This window comes from Mucilaginibacter sp. (assembly GCF_039207105.1).
Lineage (GTDB): Bacteria > Bacteroidota > Bacteroidia > Sphingobacteriales > Sphingobacteriaceae > Mucilaginibacter.
This window is the reverse complement of sequence record NZ_JBCECK010000097.1, coordinates 1-19,902: the sequence shown is the minus strand read 5'-3', so window position 1 is coordinate 19,902 and position 19,902 is coordinate 1. Positions and strand designations below refer to the sequence as shown.

At 43.2% G+C, this 19,902-nt stretch carries 15 protein-coding genes and 1 pseudogene; 8 read left to right on the top strand and 8 right to left on the bottom strand.

What is annotated here, in order from left to right:
- From AAGC65_RS17630 to AAGC65_RS17620, 3 genes and pseudogenes are all read left to right on the top strand, one after another.
- Positions 1-218 (top strand): annotated as a pseudogene (locus tag AAGC65_RS17630) (hydroxypyruvate isomerase); the annotation flags it as partial.
- 51 nt (positions 219-269) lie between these two features.
- On the top strand, positions 270-1,145 hold the full coding sequence (locus AAGC65_RS17625) for a sugar phosphate isomerase/epimerase (protein ID WP_343113779.1): 876 nt from the start codon (positions 270-272) through the stop codon (positions 1,143-1,145).
- A 19-nt stretch (positions 1,146-1,164) separates the two neighbouring features.
- Entirely contained in the window at positions 1,165-1,938 is a 774-nt protein-coding gene (locus AAGC65_RS17620) for a DUF1080 domain-containing protein (protein ID WP_343113778.1), read from the top strand.
- 103 nt (positions 1,939-2,041) lie between these two features.
- Here AAGC65_RS17620 and AAGC65_RS17615 read toward each other — a convergent pair whose 3' ends face one another.
- The 8 genes from AAGC65_RS17615 to AAGC65_RS17580 all read right to left on the bottom strand — a co-directional run bounded on the left by AAGC65_RS17615 (position 2,042) and on the right by AAGC65_RS17580 (position 12,792).
- The gene (locus tag AAGC65_RS17615) at positions 2,042-3,709 is read right to left on the bottom strand and encodes a hypothetical protein (protein WP_343113777.1); all 1,668 of its coding nucleotides are present in this window, start codon (positions 3,707-3,709) and stop codon (positions 2,042-2,044) included.
- Positions 3,710-4,019: 310 nt separating this feature from the next.
- Entirely contained in the window at positions 4,020-5,318 is a 1,299-nt protein-coding gene (locus AAGC65_RS17610) for an ATP-binding protein (RefSeq protein ID WP_343113776.1), read from the bottom strand.
- On the bottom strand, positions 5,302-6,675 hold the full coding sequence (locus tag AAGC65_RS17605; protein WP_343113775.1) for a sigma-54 dependent transcriptional regulator: 1,374 nt from the start codon (positions 6,673-6,675) through the stop codon (positions 5,302-5,304). The genes AAGC65_RS17610 and AAGC65_RS17605 overlap by 17 nt, the downstream gene beginning before the upstream one ends.
- 21 nt (positions 6,676-6,696) lie before the next feature.
- Positions 6,697-7,878, bottom strand: coding sequence for an ABC transporter permease (locus AAGC65_RS17600; protein ID WP_343113774.1), 1,182 nt, complete (start codon positions 7,876-7,878; stop codon positions 6,697-6,699).
- 29 nt (positions 7,879-7,907) lie between these two features.
- A complete protein-coding gene (locus tag AAGC65_RS17595; protein ID WP_343113773.1) occupies positions 7,908-9,140 on the bottom strand; it encodes an ABC transporter permease in 1,233 nt (410 codons plus the stop codon).
- Between the two features lie 22 nt (positions 9,141-9,162).
- Positions 9,163-9,828, bottom strand: coding sequence for an ABC transporter ATP-binding protein (locus AAGC65_RS17590; protein ID WP_343113780.1), 666 nt, complete (start codon positions 9,826-9,828; stop codon positions 9,163-9,165).
- 151 nt (positions 9,829-9,979) lie between these two features.
- Positions 9,980-11,437 (bottom strand): TolC family protein, encoded by a 1,458-nt coding sequence (locus tag AAGC65_RS17585; protein ID WP_343113772.1) that lies wholly within the window; start codon positions 11,435-11,437, stop codon positions 9,980-9,982.
- Between the two features lie 110 nt (positions 11,438-11,547).
- Complete coding sequence (locus AAGC65_RS17580) at positions 11,548-12,792, bottom strand: HlyD family efflux transporter periplasmic adaptor subunit (protein ID WP_343113771.1); 1,245 nt, start codon at positions 12,790-12,792, stop codon at positions 11,548-11,550.
- A gap of 403 nt (positions 12,793-13,195) precedes the next feature.
- On the opposite strand from AAGC65_RS17580, the gene AAGC65_RS17575 reads away from it, so the two are divergent.
- The 5 genes from AAGC65_RS17575 to AAGC65_RS17555 form a co-directional block, all read left to right on the top strand.
- Positions 13,196-14,506, top strand: a complete 1,311-nt coding sequence (locus tag AAGC65_RS17575) for a hypothetical protein (protein ID WP_343113770.1) — start codon at positions 13,196-13,198, stop codon at positions 14,504-14,506.
- A gap of 72 nt (positions 14,507-14,578) precedes the next feature.
- A complete protein-coding gene (locus AAGC65_RS17570; protein ID WP_343113769.1) occupies positions 14,579-15,031 on the top strand; it encodes a hypothetical protein in 453 nt (150 codons plus the stop codon).
- 89 nt (positions 15,032-15,120) lie between these two features.
- Positions 15,121-17,319: a PQQ-binding-like beta-propeller repeat protein gene (locus AAGC65_RS17565; protein WP_343113768.1), complete on the top strand. Its 2,199-nt coding sequence runs from the start codon at positions 15,121-15,123 to the stop codon at positions 17,317-17,319.
- Positions 17,320-17,633: 314 nt separating this feature from the next.
- Entirely contained in the window at positions 17,634-18,584 is a 951-nt protein-coding gene (locus AAGC65_RS17560) for a hypothetical protein (RefSeq protein WP_343113767.1), read from the top strand.
- A 144-nt stretch (positions 18,585-18,728) separates the two neighbouring features.
- A partial coding sequence (locus AAGC65_RS17555) for a glycoside hydrolase family 88 protein (protein WP_343113766.1) occupies positions 18,729-19,902 on the top strand: 1,174 nt, incomplete at its 3' end.

Genomic DNA, 19,902 nt, shown 5'->3' with positions numbered 1-19,902 from the left:
GGACCATACAGGATAACCACCAGTACTTCGCTCATTATCATACAGGCGGTGTACCGGGCAGGAACGAAATTGACGAGACACAGGAACTGTACTATCCGGCTATTATGAAGGCCATTTTAGCAACCGGGCATAAAGGTTTTGTGGCACAGGAGTTCATCCCTAAAAATCCGGATAAAATCGCTTCCTTACGTAAGGCGGTACATATTTGCGATGTTTAAACCTTTTGTACATCATTTGCTCTAAACAATACACTAACCAATAAACTACATATGACAACCAGAAGAACTTTTTTAGCACAGGCTGGCTTAATTACAGCAGGTGTAATGATGAAACCTAACTTTTTATCGGCCAAGGGCACCAGCGGCCCGGGACTGCAATTATATAGCTTGCGCGATCAGTTACCTAAGGATGTAAAAGGTGTAATAGCTAAGGTTGCAAAAGCCGGTTATAAAGAGGTTGAAACCTTTGGTTTTAACAAACAAACCGGATACTGGGGCTTACAGGGCAAAGATTTCAGCAAGCTGTTAAAAGATAATGGCCTGAGCACTCCAAGCGGCCATTATGGTCTTGATCAGTATTTTGGTGATGGCAGTACCGATGATTTGAAAGCTTATATTGAAGTAGCTAACATCATTGGTCAAAGCTACATCATTATCCCTTCATTAAACCATAAGTTTATTAAAACGGTTGACGACTGCAAAGGCGTTGCTGAAAAAATGAACAAGATTGCCGAGATCTGCAAGGCATCAGGTTTAAAATTGGGTTACCACAACCATAACTTTGAGTGGGAGCCGGTTGGCAATACTACTTTTTATGATGTTGTGCTGAACAACACTGATCCTAAACTGGTAAATATGGAAATGGACCTTTACTGGGTAGTACGTGCAGGTCAGGATCCGCTGGCTATATTCCAGAAACACCCGGGCCGCTTTACTTTTGTACACATTAAAGATCGTGATAAAACCAACCCTAACCTGAATACCGAAATTGGTAATGGCGATATCGACTTTAAAACTATACTAAGCAAAGCCAAACTTGCTGGTATTAAACACTTTATTGTTGAGCAGGAAAACTACACCAATATTGACCCTTATGTAAGCATCACCAAAAGTGCTGCCTACCTAAAAAATACATTACACGTTTAAAACCAATTACAAAACCAATATGAAATATCCGTTAATACTTACAGCGCTTTTAGCAGGAAGCTTTTTCGTAGCTAATGCGCAGCAAAATGCTAAACCTGAAGACACTGAAACCTGGCAACCAGAGCCTAAAGAAGTAACCCCAGGCAAAGTTTGGGGCGAAGCTCCATCTGACGCTATTGTTTTATTTGATGGCAAAAACCAGGACGAATGGGTTTCTGTTGCTGATCAAACACCTGCTTCATGGACTGTTAAAGGTGGTATCCTGACTGTTGATAAAACTAAAGGTAATATCGAAACCAAAAGAAAATTTACAAACTACCAGTTGCACATTGAGTGGCGCGTTCCGGCAAGCATTGAAGGTACAAGCCAGGCTCGTGGTAACAGCGGTATATTCTTAGCTTCATTAGGTAAAGGCGATGCCGGCTATGAGTTACAGGTTTTAGATTCGTACAAAAACAAAACTTATGTAAATGGTATGGCTGGTAGCTTATACAAACAAGCTATTCCACTGGCTAACCCTTGCCGCAAACCAGGCGAGTGGAACGTATATGACGTAGTTTGGACAGCACCAGTATTTAACGAAGACGGTACTGTTAAAACTCCGGCTAAAGCAACCGTATTTTTTAACGGTGTAATTGTTGAAAATAGCTACGAACTGCAAGGCCCAACCCAATATATTGGCAAAGCATCTTACGAAGGTAAAAAACATGGTGCTGCACCTATAAAACTGCAAGCTCACGGCGACAAAAGCGAGCCGCTTAGCTTCAGAAACATCTGGGTTCGCGAATTGTAATCCATCTTTTGTTTAAAATATCAAAGCCTGTAAGCTTATGCTTACAGGCTTTTTGTTTGTAGAGTACTTGGGGTTGATGTGTTACCCCGACAATTTTTATGCCTTATGCCCAATCAAAATCTACCACTTTACCGTTGAGTTTCCATTTATCAGCGTACATATCGGTCATCCAATCCAAAGGTTCGCCAATGGGTTGTACTTTAGCGGCCTGAGCAAAGGCTTGTTTGATGGCTGCACGCTGCTCGGCTCCTAAAGCTTCGGGTTGTGCCGAAATAAATAGCGGTGCGCTGCTTTCGGCCAGCAGTTGCAGCCATTGCTTATTTTTGTCCCAGCTAATTTGAGTAGTTAAACCCACGCAGTCGCCATCAACGGCATAAAACTTATTATGCTGCGTAAGTCGGAAAGCCAGCGTATTAACGCCCATTTTACGGGTACGCGCCCATTCTTTACCGCTGGTATCATCGCCAATGCGGCAAAGCTCAAATACCCCAGCCGATAAGTGGCTCATGGTATTGCAGCCTATCACATACATTGGGCCTGCGGCCTCACGGATAGCAGCGTACAAATTGTTAATGATCTCGGCGGTAGTTTTACTACGGTCATTAAAGTTCCAGTTTGGCGCCGTGATGCTATCCTTCATAGCAAAACCCCAGCGGCCGGTAATATCATAAGTGCTAAAGTCATGCTTCACCATATCGTAACCCCATTGCTGGTAAACCGCGAAGTTGTGTTTAATGCGCTCGATGTTTTCAGGAATGGTTGGGTCGAGTACCGGATTTTTAGGATCATCCCGGCCAGGTATTTTAGGGGCCAGCAGACTGGCTTTTTCGTCATGTTTGGCACACAGGGGGCGCATCCATAAACCGGGGCGCATACCCAGGTTTTTGATCTCGTTGCCCAGCAGGTGCATATCTTTAAACTTATCGTTAGGCTTTGAAAAATCGTCGTTCCAACCTCCATCGCCTGGCAGCAGAGGCGAATATTGCGCCCAGCCTGCATCCACTACAGAGAATGGGCGATTATGGGTATCGGTAACCAGCTCGGCCATCATGGCGGTGGTTTTCTTGATCAGATCAAATGAGTTGTTACCGTAGGCAAAATACCAATCATTAATGCCATACACCGGCTGCTTTGGCAAACGCGGATTAGGACACATCATATCGCAAAACCTGCGGGTAGTGTAGTACGGGTTTTCACTTGGCCTGCCCTGCATGGTGATTACATCGGCTGCATGCAGCTCGCGCGAGCCTAACAGCACACCGTTACCGCCGGAATGGGTATCTAAGGTAAGCTCCAGGCTATCATTAGTTAAGCCCCACCAGCAAATACTTTTGCAGCCGGTTTTTACACCGAAACATGCCGTTTGCATATCATCATGAATAACTACATACCACGGATTTTTAACACCTTCGGGCTTGGTTTTCCATTGCAGGTCGCCATAAGAGCGCTCCCAATGATCGCCCAGAAATTTGGAATTGGGCGATAACTGATGTCTCCACTTTAAACGTACCGCGTTTAATTGCTGTGTTGGCGAACTCACAAATACGCCTTGCGCATAACCGCTGTTTTTGAGCCTAACGCTGATATCTTTATATTTAAATAAGTTGCCGTTGGTGCCTTCCAGCTTAAACCATTCCTCGCCGGATTGCGCCCAAACTTCGTCGGGGGCATTCATGGCAGCGGTTGAGTCTGATGTTGCATAAGTAATGCGGCTAAATAGCGCAGCTGCCGCGGTGGCAGTTGAAAGTTTAATGAAGTGTCGCCTTTGCATAGTGATGTATTGGTTATACAACAATACTAAAAGGTTTTAGGTATTGGAAATGATTTTTGAAAAAGGGAATGGGGGATGGACTTGCCGCTTCAATTGACTCACCCTGACATCGCTACGCTTGCCATCCCTCTCTTCGCCTGCGGGTTGAGGAAAAATTTGTCATTGCGAGGAGGAACGACGAAGCAATCGCGAACTATGCAAATTCGCCTTGTAAAGTTCACGATTGCCACGCTACGCTTGCAATGACAAATTTTTCCCCAACCCTCTCTCCGGCGAAGCCGGAGAGAGGGTGAGTCTTTCGCCGCCTACTTTAAAAATAAATCGTAAACTCCGTTTGCCTTTCTCTCGTCGTTTTCAAACTGAATTCAAATCCGTGATTAAGCAATATCTCGCGAACCAGGGTGAGGCCTATACCCTGGCCATCTTTCTTGGTACTGAAAAAGGGCGAAAACATATTGGCGCTTTGTTCCGCGCTGATGCCTTTGCCTGTATCAGTGATCACCAGTTTTTTTGTGGATGGTACAAGGATGAAGGTTACTTTCCCGCTAACATCATGAGCCTCAATGGCGTTTTTAACGATATTGATGAGCGCCTGCTCCAGTTGCTGCTCGTCGGCCATGATGTTTAAATCGGCCTGAGGCAGGTTAAATTCAAATGTTACTTCTTTTTCCTGGGCTTTGATGCTCATCAGTTTGGCTACAGAACCTATTACTTTTTGTAGCACGATGGGCTGTTTGTTAGCTGGCGGAAGTTTTACCAGATCGGCAAAGTTACGCATGAACAAGTTGAGGTTCTGGTTTCTGTCCATAGCTACCTGCAGGGCATCCTTCAGGGTATCAAACTCATGGCTTTGCCAAAGCTGGTCGGTTTTCATGGCCGACTGCATAATGGAATTTACCGGGCCAATGGTATTATTCACCTCGTGTGCCATCATCCTGATCACCTTGCCGTACACCTTTTTTTCAGCGGCCAGTATCTCGGCTGTCAGGTCTTCGATCATGATAAAATGGCGAGAAAAGCCCCTGTCCACAAAGTGCGACTTTTGTAGCTTGAATGAACTCGCACCATCCAGTTTAACCACGGTTGTCTCTCCCGATTTGAGCTGCCCAATCTGCTGAAACAGCGGGTGATCAAGCTCATGAACCGATATGCCTATAAGCTGCTGTTCGGCCACCGGCAGCAATTGTAAGGCTTTCGGGTTTATCTGTTTTATCTTATCATCAAAATCCAATATCACAATACCCGTGGGCGAGGTGTATATGAGCTTTTCTAAAAAAAAATGCTGTTGCTCTTGCCGGGTGCGTTCTGTACGTAGTTCATCCATCATCTGGTTATACACGTTTATCAGTTCATCAACCTCATGTTTGCCGGTGGGTAAAAATTTCACGTTAAAATCTTTATCCTTAATGGCATCAACACCCTGCATCAGCGTTTTTAAGGGTTGTATCAGCTGTTGGTAAAGCTGCCAGGCAATCATGGCTGAGATGATTATGGCTGCCTCAGAAATGATGAAGAATATCTTGTTTTCGTTGAAAATAAAGTAGGTGAGCAGCAGCGTGAGCAGGTGCAGTATCACCACAAACAAAATATATTTAGTCCTCAGCTTCATCGTACGGTATCTGGTATTTATCTAAGCGTCGGTACAAGGCACTGCGCGTGAGGCCCAGCGAAGCAGCGGCTCTGCTTATTTTGTTTTTATGGTAATCCATCGCCCGTTTTATCATCTCAACCTCCACTTCTTCCAGTGTTATGGTACCTACGCCGGGCAGTTGCATATTTCCTTTTTTTACCGGTGACAGTTCCAGTTGTGAGCGGAAGTCCTCCACACTTAATTCATCTTTTTTACTCACCAATATGGAGCGCTCTACCAGGTTTTTAAGCTGCCTGATGTTACCAGGCAAGGGTAGCTGCTGCAACCACTTCATAGCCGCGGGTGCTACCGATAAATTGGGGCGGTTATATATCTCCCTTAAATTATTAATAAAAAAGTTAACCAGCAATGGTATATCTGTAGGCCGCTCGCGCAGGGCGGGCAGGTAAACGGTAATGAGGTTAATGCGGTACAGCAGATCCTCGCGAAAAGTGGCCTTACTTACCATATCGTTCAGATTTTTATTGGTGGCGCAAACCACCCGTACATCAACCGTTTTGGTACGGCTACTGCCCAGCACCTCGTAAGTTCTGTCCTGTAGTACACGCAGCAGTTTTACCTGGCTGCTGGCATCCAGATCGCCTATTTCATCTAAAAAGATAGTGCCTTTGTTGGCCATTTCAAATCGACCAATGCGGTCGAACCGGGCATCGGTAAATGCCCCGCGCACATGGCCGAACATCTCGCTTTCAAACAATGAAGTTGATATGCCCCCAAGATTTACTTTAATAAAAGGCTTATTGCGGCGCAGGCTGTTTTGGTGAATAGCTTCGGCAATAAGTTCTTTACCTGTACCGCTTTCGCCCATGATCAGGATAGATGCATCGGTTGGGGCTACCCGGCCAATGGTTTCCAGGATGTTGAGCATTTTGGGGTCTTCGCCAATAATGTGCTGAAAATTATAGTTCTTGTCCAGTTGTTTTCGGGTACGGTGTTCTGTTTTTTTATCCTGCAGATCGAGCAGGGTTTTAACCGATTGCAGCAGGTGATCGTTGCTCCAGGGTTTATTGATAAAGTCATTCGCACCCAGTTTCATCCCCTTTACCGCCAGTTCAATGCTGCCCCAACCGGTTATTAAAATCACCGGAATAGCGGAATTTATCTCCTTTATTTTTTCGAGTAGATCAAGCCCTTCGCGACCGGAGGTATCTATCGAAAAATTAAGATCGAGGATGATCAGTTCGGGATTGTTTTTCCGGATGATCTTTAGTGCATCACCCGGATTTTCGGCACACAGGGCATCATAACCTTCACTTTTAAGCAGGAGCAGGAGCGAGGTTCGTACAGCCAGATCGTCGTCAATAACCAATATCATATGAGCAGGTTAATATCGTAATTATTCTTCATGTAACGCCACCGCCGGATAAATTGCCGCCGCCTGCCTGCCCGGGTACAGTGAGCAAAGCAATACCAGTAAGTAAATGAATACAATAGCCAGCAACATGGCGGTTATATAAATACCCGCCTGTAAATTAAATACATTGAGGATGGGAAACTGTACCGCAAAAAACGACCCTATTATTAAAGCAAATGTGGCCAATATCAATGATTCGGTGATCAGCTGTGATGAAACAGAATTACCGGTAGCCCCAACTGCCCTGCGCAATCCAATTTCGCCACGGCGTTTATTGATATTGTACCAAAGTACGCCAAACAGACCCAGCGCTACGTTAATGATCAGGAAACAGCCCACTATGGACATGACGATCATGGGCACCAACTGAAAGTAGTTGATATTTTTACGCTTGTTCACAAAATGCTCAATAGAGATGTTTGATTTTTTCATGTAATTGGACAGCATTTTATACAATCGGGCTTCAAAGGCCGCGTCGGCCGCAGGAGTAACTTTCACGATCATATTACCCATCCAGCGATAAGACCCTGTATCAGTGCGAAAATACACCGCGTTGCCCGATGGCGCGTAGTCTCCTTTAAATTTTTGGCCCTGTATAACACCCACTATCCGCATGGTTGATTTTCGGTAATCATCAGTAAGTAGTTTACCAACCGCGGGGGCATCACCAAAAAGTTCCTGTTTAAGATTGTTATTGATCACTATAGCCGGATATTTGCCCACGGCATCGCTTTTATTGAACCAACGCCCCTCAAGCTGTTGTGTGTTAAAGGCTTTACTATAGTTATCATCAACCGTATAATTGTTAGTACCCGCAGCCAGTTTACCATATTTAATTGTACCTCCGTTCATATTAGACGAAAAGGGCACGTTATCGCTGCAAAGACTTACCTCCTGAACCTCGGGCATGGCCCGCATCATTTTTTGAAGGGTTTGGTAGTACAGGTTCAGCGAATCGGTATTTTTTGTTTCATAAGTATTATTGTATTGTACCAGCCAGGCATGCCGGTAATCCATCCCCATAGGCTTTTTATAATTGGTATAGTAATATACCAGCATGGAGAATACAGCGAATAGCACCAGGAAGGAGAATAACATCTCTGTCATCAATAAGAAGTTCTGTTTCTTTTTATTCCAGATCAGTTTAAATAAATGCTTGAACATAATATTTCGATTTAAATGATTGTAAATATCTACTGCGCTTTTAAAGCGGTTACCACATTAAGTTTTGACATGCGCCAGGCCGGATAAACACCTGATAGCAAACCGAATAAAAAACAGATGAGCAAACCGATGGCCAACACGGAAAAATTGAGAGATAAAACCAGGTAAGGTATCAGGTTGGCGCTGTTTAATACCTCAATGGCTACAAATGACAATACCACACCAATAGCACCACCCAGTAAGGTGAGGATAATATTTTCGACAATAAATTGATAAACCAACGTATTTGATGATGCCCCGAATGCCTTACGCACCCCAATTTCTGACGAGCGTTCCATGATGCGGGTAATATTGATGTTTACCAAATTAAGTGTAGGTAAAAGCATTACCAAAAGCACGAATATAGCAATGGTGGTAAGTACAAAGGTCATCCCAGAGCGGTTTTCATCACCAGTATCTACATAGCTTACAATATAAGAACCAGCATGCGAATGTATCTTAATAAATTCTGGCCTTTCCATAGGCAGTCTTTTTACCATATCTTCATACTCGGCACGCATCCGGGGTAAATCCGCTTTGGAGTTTGCCAGCAATATGCCGTAAAACCTGCCGCGGTAACCTTTATCTTTTGTAAAATCTGTTTTGGCTACAGTATATGGCAGGTATATATCACTATAGGTCATGTAGCTGGTTATAGGTACATTTTTTACCACGCCAATTACGCGGTAATTGATATTGTCAGCCTCAAAATATTTGCCTACTACAGATGGCACATCACCAAAATACTCCTTCTTCATGGCTTCGGATATTACGGTTACCCTGTCGCCTTTATCAATTTGCTGTTTAGTAAATGCTTTACCTTCAATAAAATCGTACTCCATAATATCCCAGTAATCGGCATTGGTGTATTTATAGCTTACGTTTATTTTTTTATTGTTTACATACGTATTAGTGCTTTCATAACCGTTGGTTATACCCAATTTAACGGGTGTTTTTAAACTGCGTACATAATGATCAAAATAGTAAAAAGATAAAGGGCCCGAACTCATGCCGTTATCCTTTGTGCGTTCAGACATCCGCGTAACATATAGTGAGCGGTCGCGTTTACGGTCGGGATAGCTGTCGCCGGCTATTTTCTCTAAAAAAGCGGTCAATACCAGCAGTATGGTAAGCGTTAGGCTGATACCAAACAAGCTGATAAACGTGAAAAACTTGCGCCGGCGCAGTACCGCTATGGCTATTTTAAAATAATTTTTGAGCATGATTTTAAGGTTAAGCGGTTAATTATTGTACTTGCGAGCCATCAAACAAACGCACCAGCCGATGGGTTTTGTGGGCCATATTCTCATCGTGCGTAACCATTACAATGGTAGTACCCTCATTACGGTTCAGATTGATGAGTATATCCATGATCTCGTTACCCATAGCACTGTCCAGGTTACCGGTAGGCTCATCGGCCAGGATAATTTCGGGCCTGCCCACAATGGCCCGGGCTATGGCCACACGCTGCCTTTGCCCGCCCGATAGCTGCGTAGGGAAATGTTTGATGCGGTTTGATAGACCTACTTTTGCTAAGGCCTCAGTAGCCAGCTGCCTACGCTCCTTAGCGGTGGTATCGCGGTAAAGCAGGGGTAGCTCTACGTTATCAAGCACCTGCAGATCGTTAATCAGGTGATAACTCTGGAAAATGAACCCAAGCTTTTTATTCCTGAACTGGGCCAGCTGTTTATCAGACAGGTGACCTGTTTTTTGATCGCTTATCCTGATATCGCCTCTGGATGGCGCATCCAACAGTCCCATAATGTTAAGCAGGGTACTTTTACCGCAACCCGATGGGCCCATGATAGATAAAAATTCACCTTTAGCCACGTCAAGGTTAATGCTGCTGAGGGCCAGTGTTTCAATAGTGTCGGTCCGGTACACTTTTTCTATATTTTGTAATTTGATCATGGGTTGAGTGGTTAGTATTGAGTTATCAGTTGTGAGTTCTGAGTGTTTTAGTTGATTATCCATTATTTTGAATTTTTACTTTTGAATTTTAGTATTATCAGTTTAGTTACCTGTCGATTTTTTTGAATTTTTATTTTTGAATTTTGACTTATCACTTATATGCTATCTTCTGGTTGTTTTCAAAATCATATAATGACAGGTAGCGCAGCTGGTAATAGGCGCTCCAGAAATCGCGGAGCGAGGTAATGTAATCGCGCTTAGCCTGGTCGTTTTCACGAAAGGCAATGCCCAGGTCGGTAATATTCAGGTTGCCCAGCACGTAGCGCTCGCGGGCTATTTTGTATTTTTCTGAGGCGATGCTATCCGCCTCGGCAGTGTATACCAATTGTTCCTTCATCAAATTAAAAAGCGATACTTGGGTCACAATCCCCTGTTTAAAATTTTGCTTATCCTGCTCAACGGTGTATTCCATCAGCTGTAAATTGGCTTGCGCCGTTTTAGTGACCGATTTTGACCTCCCCCAATCCAATATAGGCACCGATAGGGTTAACTGTAAAATTTGCTGATTTTGCGGGTTACTATATATCCCCGGTATACTACTTGAGGTATTTGAAAACCCAAGGTTGGCGTTAAGCGTAGCCTTTAAGCCTGTTTCGCCTTTAGCTTTGGCCACATCTCGTTTGGCTTCGGCAATGCGCCTTAAAAAACCAATGGCATCTGAGCGGTTGGCATAAGCTTCGGCCAAAACTTTATCTGATGAAACCTGCATCTGGCTGATATTTTCGGGCACCATCAATACAATTTTGCTATCATCTCCCAACCCGGTATAGCTGCGCAAGTTAAGGGTGTTAACTTCTATATCACGCTTGGCGATACCTACATCTTTACGGGCATTAATAACCTCCAGTTGCAATTGCAGTATCTCATTTTTTGATACTTTACCTAACTCAAACTTGGTGTTGGCTATGGCCATTATTTTTTGGGTATTACTGTAGTTAGTTTCGGCAATGTGCAAGTTAACCTGCGCCAGTAATAAGTCAAAAAAATACCCCTCAACCGTAACCGCTATATTTTCCTGAGCCTCTATATAAGCCTGTTTACTTTCATTATATTTTAAAGGTTCGATCTTGTTATCCCACTTCAATTGGTTAAATTGAAAAAGTGGTTGCGTATATGCAATACTATACGGAACGCCATTATATATGGCATTATGCCGGTCAAAATCAGTAAAACGTTGCATTTGGGTACGGCCGAAAATGGTACCGCCGGTAGCCGTAATGTTTTGACTAAAATCAAGCTGTAAAGCTGAATTATCACTATGAACGGATGGAAACAATATGGTACCATTTTGCTGTGGTGCTGGGTAAAAACCTTTTTTATAATCGGGCAATGTACCGCTCAAAGCTAACTGCGGCTGATAGTTTGATTTATAGGTACGGTATACCCAGTATTTAGTTTCGCGTATGGTAGCGGCTTGCTTAGCGGCTATAGAGTTGGCTTTGGCCATTTCTACTACCTGCTGTAAGCTTAGCCGCAAGGTATCTGACTTGCTTTGGCTAAAGGCTCTGTAGCTTATGGTTATTAATAATATGATGTATAAAAATTTCATCCCTTGGTTTATATAGTCTAATCTGCTATCCACTCAACCCTCCCGCCCAGTGGCAGGAGGATTAACGCTATGAAGAAACTCCCTTCCCACGGGGAGCCGAGTGGCTTTTATCAATTAATGGTTATTTCTTTTGAGTTTTTAAATTCGCTCATGTCTGATGTGATCACCACATCGCCGGGTTTTACACCGTCCATGATCTCGGCATAATCAAAATTGCTAAGGCCTATGTGTACTGTGCGGCGTTCTGCCTTTCCGCCGTTCACTACAAAAATATCCTGTATAGCAGGCCCTTTAAATGCCGGGCCATTGGCTACCCGCATTACCTTATTATGGGTAGCCGTCACCAGGAAAACATCAACCTTCATGTTGGGTCGCAGTAACTTGCTCGACCGGTCATCCAGTTGTATATCGAAAGAAATAATACTGTTTTGGATAGACGGCGACACATTGGTCACATGTCCCCTCAACTGATTATCATTAATGCGGATAATTACCGGGATACCTGCATGAAGTTCATCGGCTTGGTTATCAGCCATGCTGCCCTGAACCTTAAAACTGCCCAGATCGGCAATGCGGGCCACTGTCTCGCCTTCGTGTATATTGGCGCCAATATTTTTGTTTACATAGGTAATAACACCCTTGCGTGTTGCCGTTACATCGGCCAGATTAAGTTTGCGTTGTAATGCATCCAGGTCATTTTGCTGTATGGCTGCGGCTATTTCGGCCTCCTTGATCTCGATCTGCATGGTTTTTTGTTTGCTTTTGATCTCGTTCTCCAGCTGCTTTTTTTCTAACTGGGCTACCTTCAGGTTAAGTTCTGCCTGTTCAATTTCTTCGCGAGTGCCACCGCCTGCTTTATAAAGGCGTTTGGCATTTTCAACAGCATCGGTAAGGTCGCTGATGCGAAGCTGTTTAATGGCGTTGTTGGATTGTATATCATAAAAGCTTTTACCCAGATCAAGCTTGAGCTTGCTGATCTCGTTGCGTTTTGACTCAAGTTGGAATTTTTGCTTATTGTATTCAGTTTGTGTGGCCGATTTATCGAGCGTGAGGATAGATTGTCCTGCGTTTACCTTATTACCGGCATCCATCAGGGCGTTTTTGATAGATGCGTTGATTGGGCTGGTCACGATCTCTTCAAACTCGGGCAAAACCTCGCCCGTGGCGTTAATGGTGTTTTCAATGTTACCGATCTCAACCCTGGAAGTAGTAATCTCTGAGGCGCTTACCGACGACTTGATATAACTCCGCAAAACCCATATAGCCAATATGAGCGCCGTGGTAACAACCAACACAGCCCATATTGCCTTTTTTCTTTTTTGCGATGCAACCTCAAGCGTAATTTCTTTATCCATTGTAGTACTTTTTTGGATAAGGAATTTGCAAGAGCTGTACCAATATTAATTATCTTATAATCAATAATTTATGGATTTTTTATTTTTAAAAAGTGATCGATTTCGGACATTTTTTATGATTATGGACAGTTGGTGGAGGGATGAAGAAATACCTAAAGTTGTCTGAACCACGATTAAACAGATTTGTTGGATCAGAGGGTTTTACATTGATTTAAAATGAATCGCGGATCAGACAAATAGCTCGTTATTGCACTGACAATGGGGTTAGCATATAAACGCGCTGGCCGGATAAACCAACCATCGAAACAAGAATTGCAGGTCATCTCCCCGGGCGTTTTTTTGTTTTATAAACAATGGAATCATTATCTTGTTGAACATTTACTTTGATCTGGATAATACAACCATGAGGAAACTACTGATTTTTTTGCCTGCAATTTTGATGTTTTCGTGCCACAGCAACCCCGCGCAGGATCTGGAAAATAAAAAACTAAATAGCCTGGCCACCGAATATGTAAGGCTGGGACTCAATATAGGCCAGTATGATACCGATTTTGTGGATGCATACTATGGGCCCGATTCGCTGAAACCAAAGCAGGAGCCGGCCAAAGAGTTTCCGAAAGATAGTCTGCTGGCCAATGCCAACAGCCTGATGAACGAATTAACGCTGATAGCCAACTCATCAACCGTTGATACCAATAGGATGCGAGCAAATTGGATGGCCGATCAGTTGGTGGCGTTTGGCCGTCGTATACGTATTTTTTCTGGTGAAGAACGTTCCTTTGATGAAGAATCGAGAGAGTTGTTTGGCGTAGCTGCCCCAATTTATTCTGAAGATTATTTTAAGGCCCAGATAGCTCATTTGGATAGTATACTGCCGGGTAAGGGGCGTGTAAATGATCGTTTTCAAAAACTGGCCAATAAGTTCATTATCCCAAAAGATAAACTGGACGCCGTAATGCAGGCCGCCATTGCCGAGGCACGTAAACGCACACTGGCTCATTACAAATTACCCGCCGGTGAAAGTTTTACTTTGGAATACGTGAAAGATAAACCCTGGAGCGGCTACAACTGGTATAAAGGCAATTACAAAAGCACCGTACAAATCAACACCGACCTGAAAGTGTTTATTGACCGAGCCATTGATGTGGGTAGCCATGAAAGCTATCCCGGTCACCATGTGTACAATATGCTGTTAGAGCAACATCTGTATCATGATAAAGGTTGGGTAGAGATCTCAATGTACCCGCTATTCAGTCCTCAATCATTAATTGCGGAGGGGAGTGCCAACTATGGTATTGAGGTAGCCTTCCCGGGCGAGGATAAAGCGAAATTTGCAAAAAATGTACTGCTGCCGCTGGCCGGTTTGGATACTGCTGGTATCGATCTGTATTTTAAGGCGCTGGCCATTAAGGGTAATTTAAACTATGCCCGCAATGAGGCTGCAAGAGGATTGATCAACAATACCTTATCTCGTGATAAGGCCCGGACTTATCTCACTAAGTATTGCCTCATGAACGATGAGACCGCCGATAAATCATTGAGCTTTATTAAAAAATACCGTAGCTATGTGATCAACTATAACTACGGGCAGGATCTGGTGAAAAATTACATAGAGCGAAATGGCGGCACTGCTAAAGCTCCCGAAAAACGCTGGGAGTTATTTGGTAAGTTGCTGAGTAATGAAGTGCCGCCAGCCAGTTTAATCAATAAATAAAGAACCAGGTTTTAGGATTCTTGAAACGCCCAGTTTATTGAAAATCTATCTTTACTTACCTATAATTGAATAATGGAAGAAATTACACTATTTGGGTTGATGTTTGAAGCTCATAAACTCGTTAATATAAATACATATTTATTTGATTGGGATTTGAGCCCTGTTGAAGGGAAAGGGTTGTATGTAGGGGGGCACGAAAACTATGGGCATATTGAAATTAAAATTTACAAATCATTGGAGCGTCGTAGTAAGATGATCTGGAATTTAACTCCTGAACAACTACCAGATGAATTGGAAGCAAAAAGGGGGGTTGAACAGGCATTGCGATTTTTTATAAGTTATTTTGAAGGAATAAGAGGAGAAAGTATCCCCTTAGTTTTTGAGATAAATGATGGAAGTTATCACGCTGTTGATTCAAAAGCGCGTAATTATATAACTGCTACAATATATGCTATTGTAGATTGTTTTGCTAAGAACTCAATTGCATTCTGGAGTCACCGCTTGACTAGGAAAAATAAATATTGAAGTTTCGTCCATCAAAATTTGTAAAGTACACCCCGGCATATTGCTGATATTTAAGTATTCCGAGGCTTATTTTTAGAAAACACCTTATCATGAAAACAAAGCTACTTTTATTACTTACTGTTTTAACCATTGCCTATAGCGCCTGCAAAAATAAGCCTGCCGCTGAATCAGGTGCTTATAGTGGTTGGCCGGCTTATGCGGGTAGTAAGGAGGGTAATCGTTATTCATCAAATGAGGAGATCAACCTCAGCAATGTAAAGCAATTAAAAGCGGTCTGGACTTACAGTACTCATGACCGCGATACAGGCAACCGCAGCCAAAACCAATGTAATCCCATTATGGTTGACGGTGTACTGTACGGTACCAGTCCTAAATTAAAGTTGTTTGCTTTGGATGCGGCAATAGGAACGCAAAAATGGCTCTTTGATCCCGCTAAAGAAGATACCACCGGTAATGGCGACCCAATGGCCTATTACAAGGTAAGCCGGGGCGTAATTTACTGGCAAAATAACTCAGGAGGTGAAAAACGTATTTTTTACAGCGTTGGCTCCAAAACATTCGCCATTGACGCGCAAACGGGTAAGCCGGTAACAACGTTTGGCAAGGGTGGGTTTATTGATTTGACTAAAGATCTGGGGCGCGAAACCCAATCGTTTGTGGCAGGTACAACACCGGGTGTAGTTTATAAAGACTTGTTTATTGTAGGAACCCGTGTGGCCGAATCGGCCGATGCAGCGCCCGGGCATATTAGGGCATATGATGCTGTTACGGGTAAACTAAGATGGATATTCCATACCATACCCCAACCCGGCGAAAAAGGTTACGAAACCTGGAAAGATACTGCCGCCTGGAAAAAATTTGGCGGTGCCAATAGTTGGGCAGGCATGGCTTTGGATGAAAAACGTGGCATCGTTTATATCCCTACAGGTTCCATAGGCGGTGATTTTTATGGCGGCTTTCGCAAGGGGAAAAATCTGTTCAGCAATACTTTGTTGGCCTTGGATGCGGCCACCGGTAAGCTTAAATGGCATTTTCAGGTTGTGCATCATGATCTGTGGGATCGTGATCTGTCGGCTAATCCCAATCTGGTGACCATTACACATAATGGCAAGCAGATAGATGCCGTTGCTCAGATCACCAAACATGGTTATATTTTTATGTTCGACAGAACAAATGGCCAACCAGTATTCCCGATCATTGAAAAGCCGGTGCCTACACTTGCCCTTCCGGGTGAGCGCCCCTGGGCTACGCAGCCGATACCAACATTGCCTGAGCCCTTCGCGCGGCAAATGTTCAACCCGGAAGATGTGACAGACATATCCCCAGAAACTCATCAGGATATGATGCAGAAATACGACAAAGTTAAAAACCGCCTGATGTTTACCCCGCCAAGTAAGGCTGGTGGCTGGATATTTCCTGGCTTTGACGGCGGCGGCGAGTGGGGTGGGGCGGCAGTTGATGCTGAAACTAAGATTATGTACATCAACTGTTCGGAGCTGCCCTGGGCGCAGGTAATGATAGATGTTCCCAAATCAACCGGCGATCAGTCGTTAAAAGGAATAGGGCAGATGATCTACAACAAAAACTGCCTGGCCTGTCACGGGCCAGAGTTAAAAGGCAATGGCACATCGTACCCATCGCTGGTTAACATCGGCAAAAAATACAAGGAGGATCAGATAAGCCAGATCATCGCCAATGGGCGCAACATGATGCCATCCTTTAAACAAATTGCCCCTGCCGATAAAAAGGCACTGCTGGCATTTCTGCTGAAACTACCTGATGCAAAAGCAGCCAAAGTGATGGCTAAAGAACCTGTTACCAACAGAGTAGCAAGCACTAAACAGGAAAAGAAGCTGGTCGACGAGGTGCCTTATACCATGACTGGCTACAACCGTTTTTTAGATAAAGACGGTTATCCGGGAATAAAACCACCCTGGGGTACGCTGAATGCTATTGACCTTACATCGGGTAAATTGTTGTGGAAAGTGCCGCTTGGCGAATATCCGGAATTAACTAAGCGGGGAATCCCGGTTACCGGAACGGAGAATTATGGTGGTCCGCTGGTTACCAAAGGCGGATTGGTATTTATAGCTGCCACTAAAGACGAAAAGATACGCGCCTTTGATAAAAAAACAGGCAAAGTAGTATGGGAAGCCCAGCTACCTGCCGCGGGCTATGCAACCCCTGCAACTTACAGTATTGATGGTAAACAATATGTGGTAATAGCTTGCGGTGGCGGCAAGATCGGTAGCAAATCCGGAGATCAGTATGTTTGCTTTGGGTTGTAATCTGATTTAATTTTCATAAACGGTTTCATGGATAATAGTATGAAAATATTATACATAATATTTTTGTGAAATTTATTCATAGGTAAATTCCTTCTATTGCACAGAAATCTTCTCAAATATTGTGCTGATATTGTTACCATTTTTACTATTAATAAGTTATAACTTGTTGATGTTAAATAATATATGATATATCCCTATACTATCATATTTATAAAACTAAACCAAACCGAACCAGGTATTATGCATTCCCCTGTGCAATAATATTTGCTGTTGTACAATCACAAACACTTATAAAAACAAAATAAATCCTATCTATGAAAAAACAATTAATCTGGGCTATGGGCTTAAGTATGGCCTTATGCGCCTGCAAAAAAGAATCAAAGCTGCACAATCAAAACCCTGCCGAAACCGGCGGAGTTAAAGGGGCAAAAAAGTATGCTGTTGGTTTTAATCTTAGTGGTTTTACTAAGGAAACCAAAGGGATCAGTTCGGGTAAACTGGGCATCAATGCCACACTCTCCGATGCTATCAAATCCCTGAGCTATTATGCTTATACTGGGAATATAGATTCGTTAAGGCCGGTAAAAACCATTAATCAAAAATCAACCGACGCGGGGTTCGGTACCATTACAGATTCACTTGCGGCTGGGCATTACACCATATTTTTTGTTGGTTCAACATCATCAAAGTACTATGTAACCACTATCACTGATGATCCGGTAGCCCGCACTTATCGTCCGGCATTAGCATATGTTGATAATAACGTGGCAGATACTTTTTTCCAAAAGCTTGAATTTGATGTAACTGCTGCGGGCACACAAAACGTTGTTTTAAAAAGGATAGTAGGCGAAGTAACTTATAAGCTATTGGATGCCTTACCTGCTGATGTTAATACAATAGAGGTAACCTTTGTCAGTGCTCCTCCATATTATGACATGATTAATGGCGGTGCTGCCTCTGACGGACATCCCTCAAACTCAGATGACCGTATACAAACTTTTACTGTAAATAGCAGCGATAAGGGAAAAACAAATGTGGAGTTTTCCACTTATGTATGGCCATTTCCTTATTTTGCCACCAGTATTGCGGCTTACAATGCCAATAATGTTGTTATCGGACAAACCAAATTGGACGATAGCCCAGGCTTAAGTGTAGAGGCTAATACTCAATATGTACTATCAGGCAATTTATTTAAACAGTCTCCATCAAACTTTAGTATTACGGTTGATTCTAAGTGGAATACACCACAAAACAGTAACTTTTAAAAGGGTTAAACAGTTTGTGGTATTTATAAAAGCCTGGTCATACGTGATCAGGCTTTTATATTCATTAATATTATTATGTATGTCTTGTAATTTGAATCAAAATACGCATTTTTATAGCCACCCAATTAAGTTATAAAAACCTTTATGAAATTAAGCCGTGTGCATATTGTTTTTTGTGCCATTTTATTAAGCACATTCAGCTTAAATGCCCAAACCAGTTTTAAGCCGCAAAAGCAACTTTTAAATACCTTTAAAAAGAATTTTAAGGATGCTGATGCGCAATATAAACTGCTGGCTAAGCAAATAGGGCCGGAGGAGTTTCCCAAAACATATCATCCGGATACTAAAAAACAGGAGAACAGCAACTCAGGCTGGTGGTGCAGCGGTTTTTATCCGGGTAGTTTATTGTACCTGTACGAGCAAAACCATGATGCGCAATTGTTAACCGAAGCAAACCGCATTTTGGGTGTTTTGGCAAAAGAACAGTACAATAAAAATACACATGATCTGGGTTTTATGATGTATTGCAGCTTTGGCAATGCTATGCGGATTGAGCCTAAACCGGAGTATAAACAGATCCTGATCAATAGTGCTAAATCGTTATCAACAAGGTTTAACCCTACGGTAGGATGTATCAAATCATGGGATTCAAAAAATCCGTCGGATTATCTGGTGATCATCGATAATATGATGAACCTGGAACTATTGTTCTGGGCCACCCGGGAGACCGGCGATTCCAGCTATTATAAAATAGCGGTTACCCATGCCAATACTACCATGAAAAATCATTACCGGCCAGACTATAGCTCGTACCATGTAATTAACTATGATGCCCAAACGGGTGCCGTTAAAGAAAAGAAAACGGCGCAGGGTTTTGCCAATGAATCGGCATGGGCACGCGGGCAGGCCTGGGGATTGTATGGCTTTACGGTAATGTATCGTGAAACAAAAGATAAAAAGTACCTGGAGCAGGCGCAAAACATAGCCCGGTTTATACTGACAAATCCGAATTTACCGGCCGATAAGATACCCTACTGGGATTACAACGCAAATAACATCCCACAAGCACTTAAAGATGCATCGGCCGCCGCCATAGCGGCCTCTGCTTTGCTGGAACTTTGCCGTTATGCCGATAACAACAAGGGGCAGGAATATTTCAGCACCGCCGAAACAATCCTGAAAACATTATCATCGCCGGCTTACAAAGCGACGGCAGGTACAAATGGAGGTTTTATTTTAGAACATAGCGTAGGCCATTTTCTGGCAGGTACCGAAATTGATGTGCCTTTAACCTATGCCGATTATTATTTTATTGAAG

Coding starts and splice junctions, on each gene's coding strand:
- AAGC65_RS17570 (WP_343113769.1), top strand. CDS start 14,579: ATGGAAGAAATTACACTATTTGGGTTGATGTTTGAAGCTCATAAACTC.
- AAGC65_RS17565 (WP_343113768.1), top strand. CDS start 15,121: ATGAAAACAAAGCTACTTTTATTACTTACTGTTTTAACCATTGCCTAT.
- AAGC65_RS17625 (WP_343113779.1), top strand. CDS start 270: ATGACAACCAGAAGAACTTTTTTAGCACAGGCTGGCTTAATTACAGCA.
- AAGC65_RS17575 (WP_343113770.1), top strand. CDS start 13,196: ATGAGGAAACTACTGATTTTTTTGCCTGCAATTTTGATGTTTTCGTGC.
- AAGC65_RS17610 (WP_343113776.1), bottom strand. CDS start 5,318: ATGAAGCTGAGGACTAAATATATTTTGTTTGTGGTGATACTGCACCTG.
- AAGC65_RS17620 (WP_343113778.1), top strand. CDS start 1,165: ATGAAATATCCGTTAATACTTACAGCGCTTTTAGCAGGAAGCTTTTTC.
- AAGC65_RS17590 (WP_343113780.1), bottom strand. CDS start 9,828: ATGATCAAATTACAAAATATAGAAAAAGTGTACCGGACCGACACTATT.
- AAGC65_RS17560 (WP_343113767.1), top strand. CDS start 17,634: ATGAAAAAACAATTAATCTGGGCTATGGGCTTAAGTATGGCCTTATGC.
- AAGC65_RS17615 (WP_343113777.1), bottom strand. CDS start 3,709: ATGCAAAGGCGACACTTCATTAAACTTTCAACTGCCACCGCGGCAGCT.
- AAGC65_RS17595 (WP_343113773.1), bottom strand. CDS start 9,140: ATGCTCAAAAATTATTTTAAAATAGCCATAGCGGTACTGCGCCGGCGC.
- AAGC65_RS17605 (WP_343113775.1), bottom strand. CDS start 6,675: ATGATATTGGTTATTGACGACGATCTGGCTGTACGAACCTCGCTCCTG.
- AAGC65_RS17600 (WP_343113774.1), bottom strand. CDS start 7,878: ATGTTCAAGCATTTATTTAAACTGATCTGGAATAAAAAGAAACAGAAC.
- AAGC65_RS17585 (WP_343113772.1), bottom strand. CDS start 11,437: ATGAAATTTTTATACATCATATTATTAATAACCATAAGCTACAGAGCC.
- AAGC65_RS17580 (WP_343113771.1), bottom strand. CDS start 12,792: ATGGATAAAGAAATTACGCTTGAGGTTGCATCGCAAAAAAGAAAAAAG.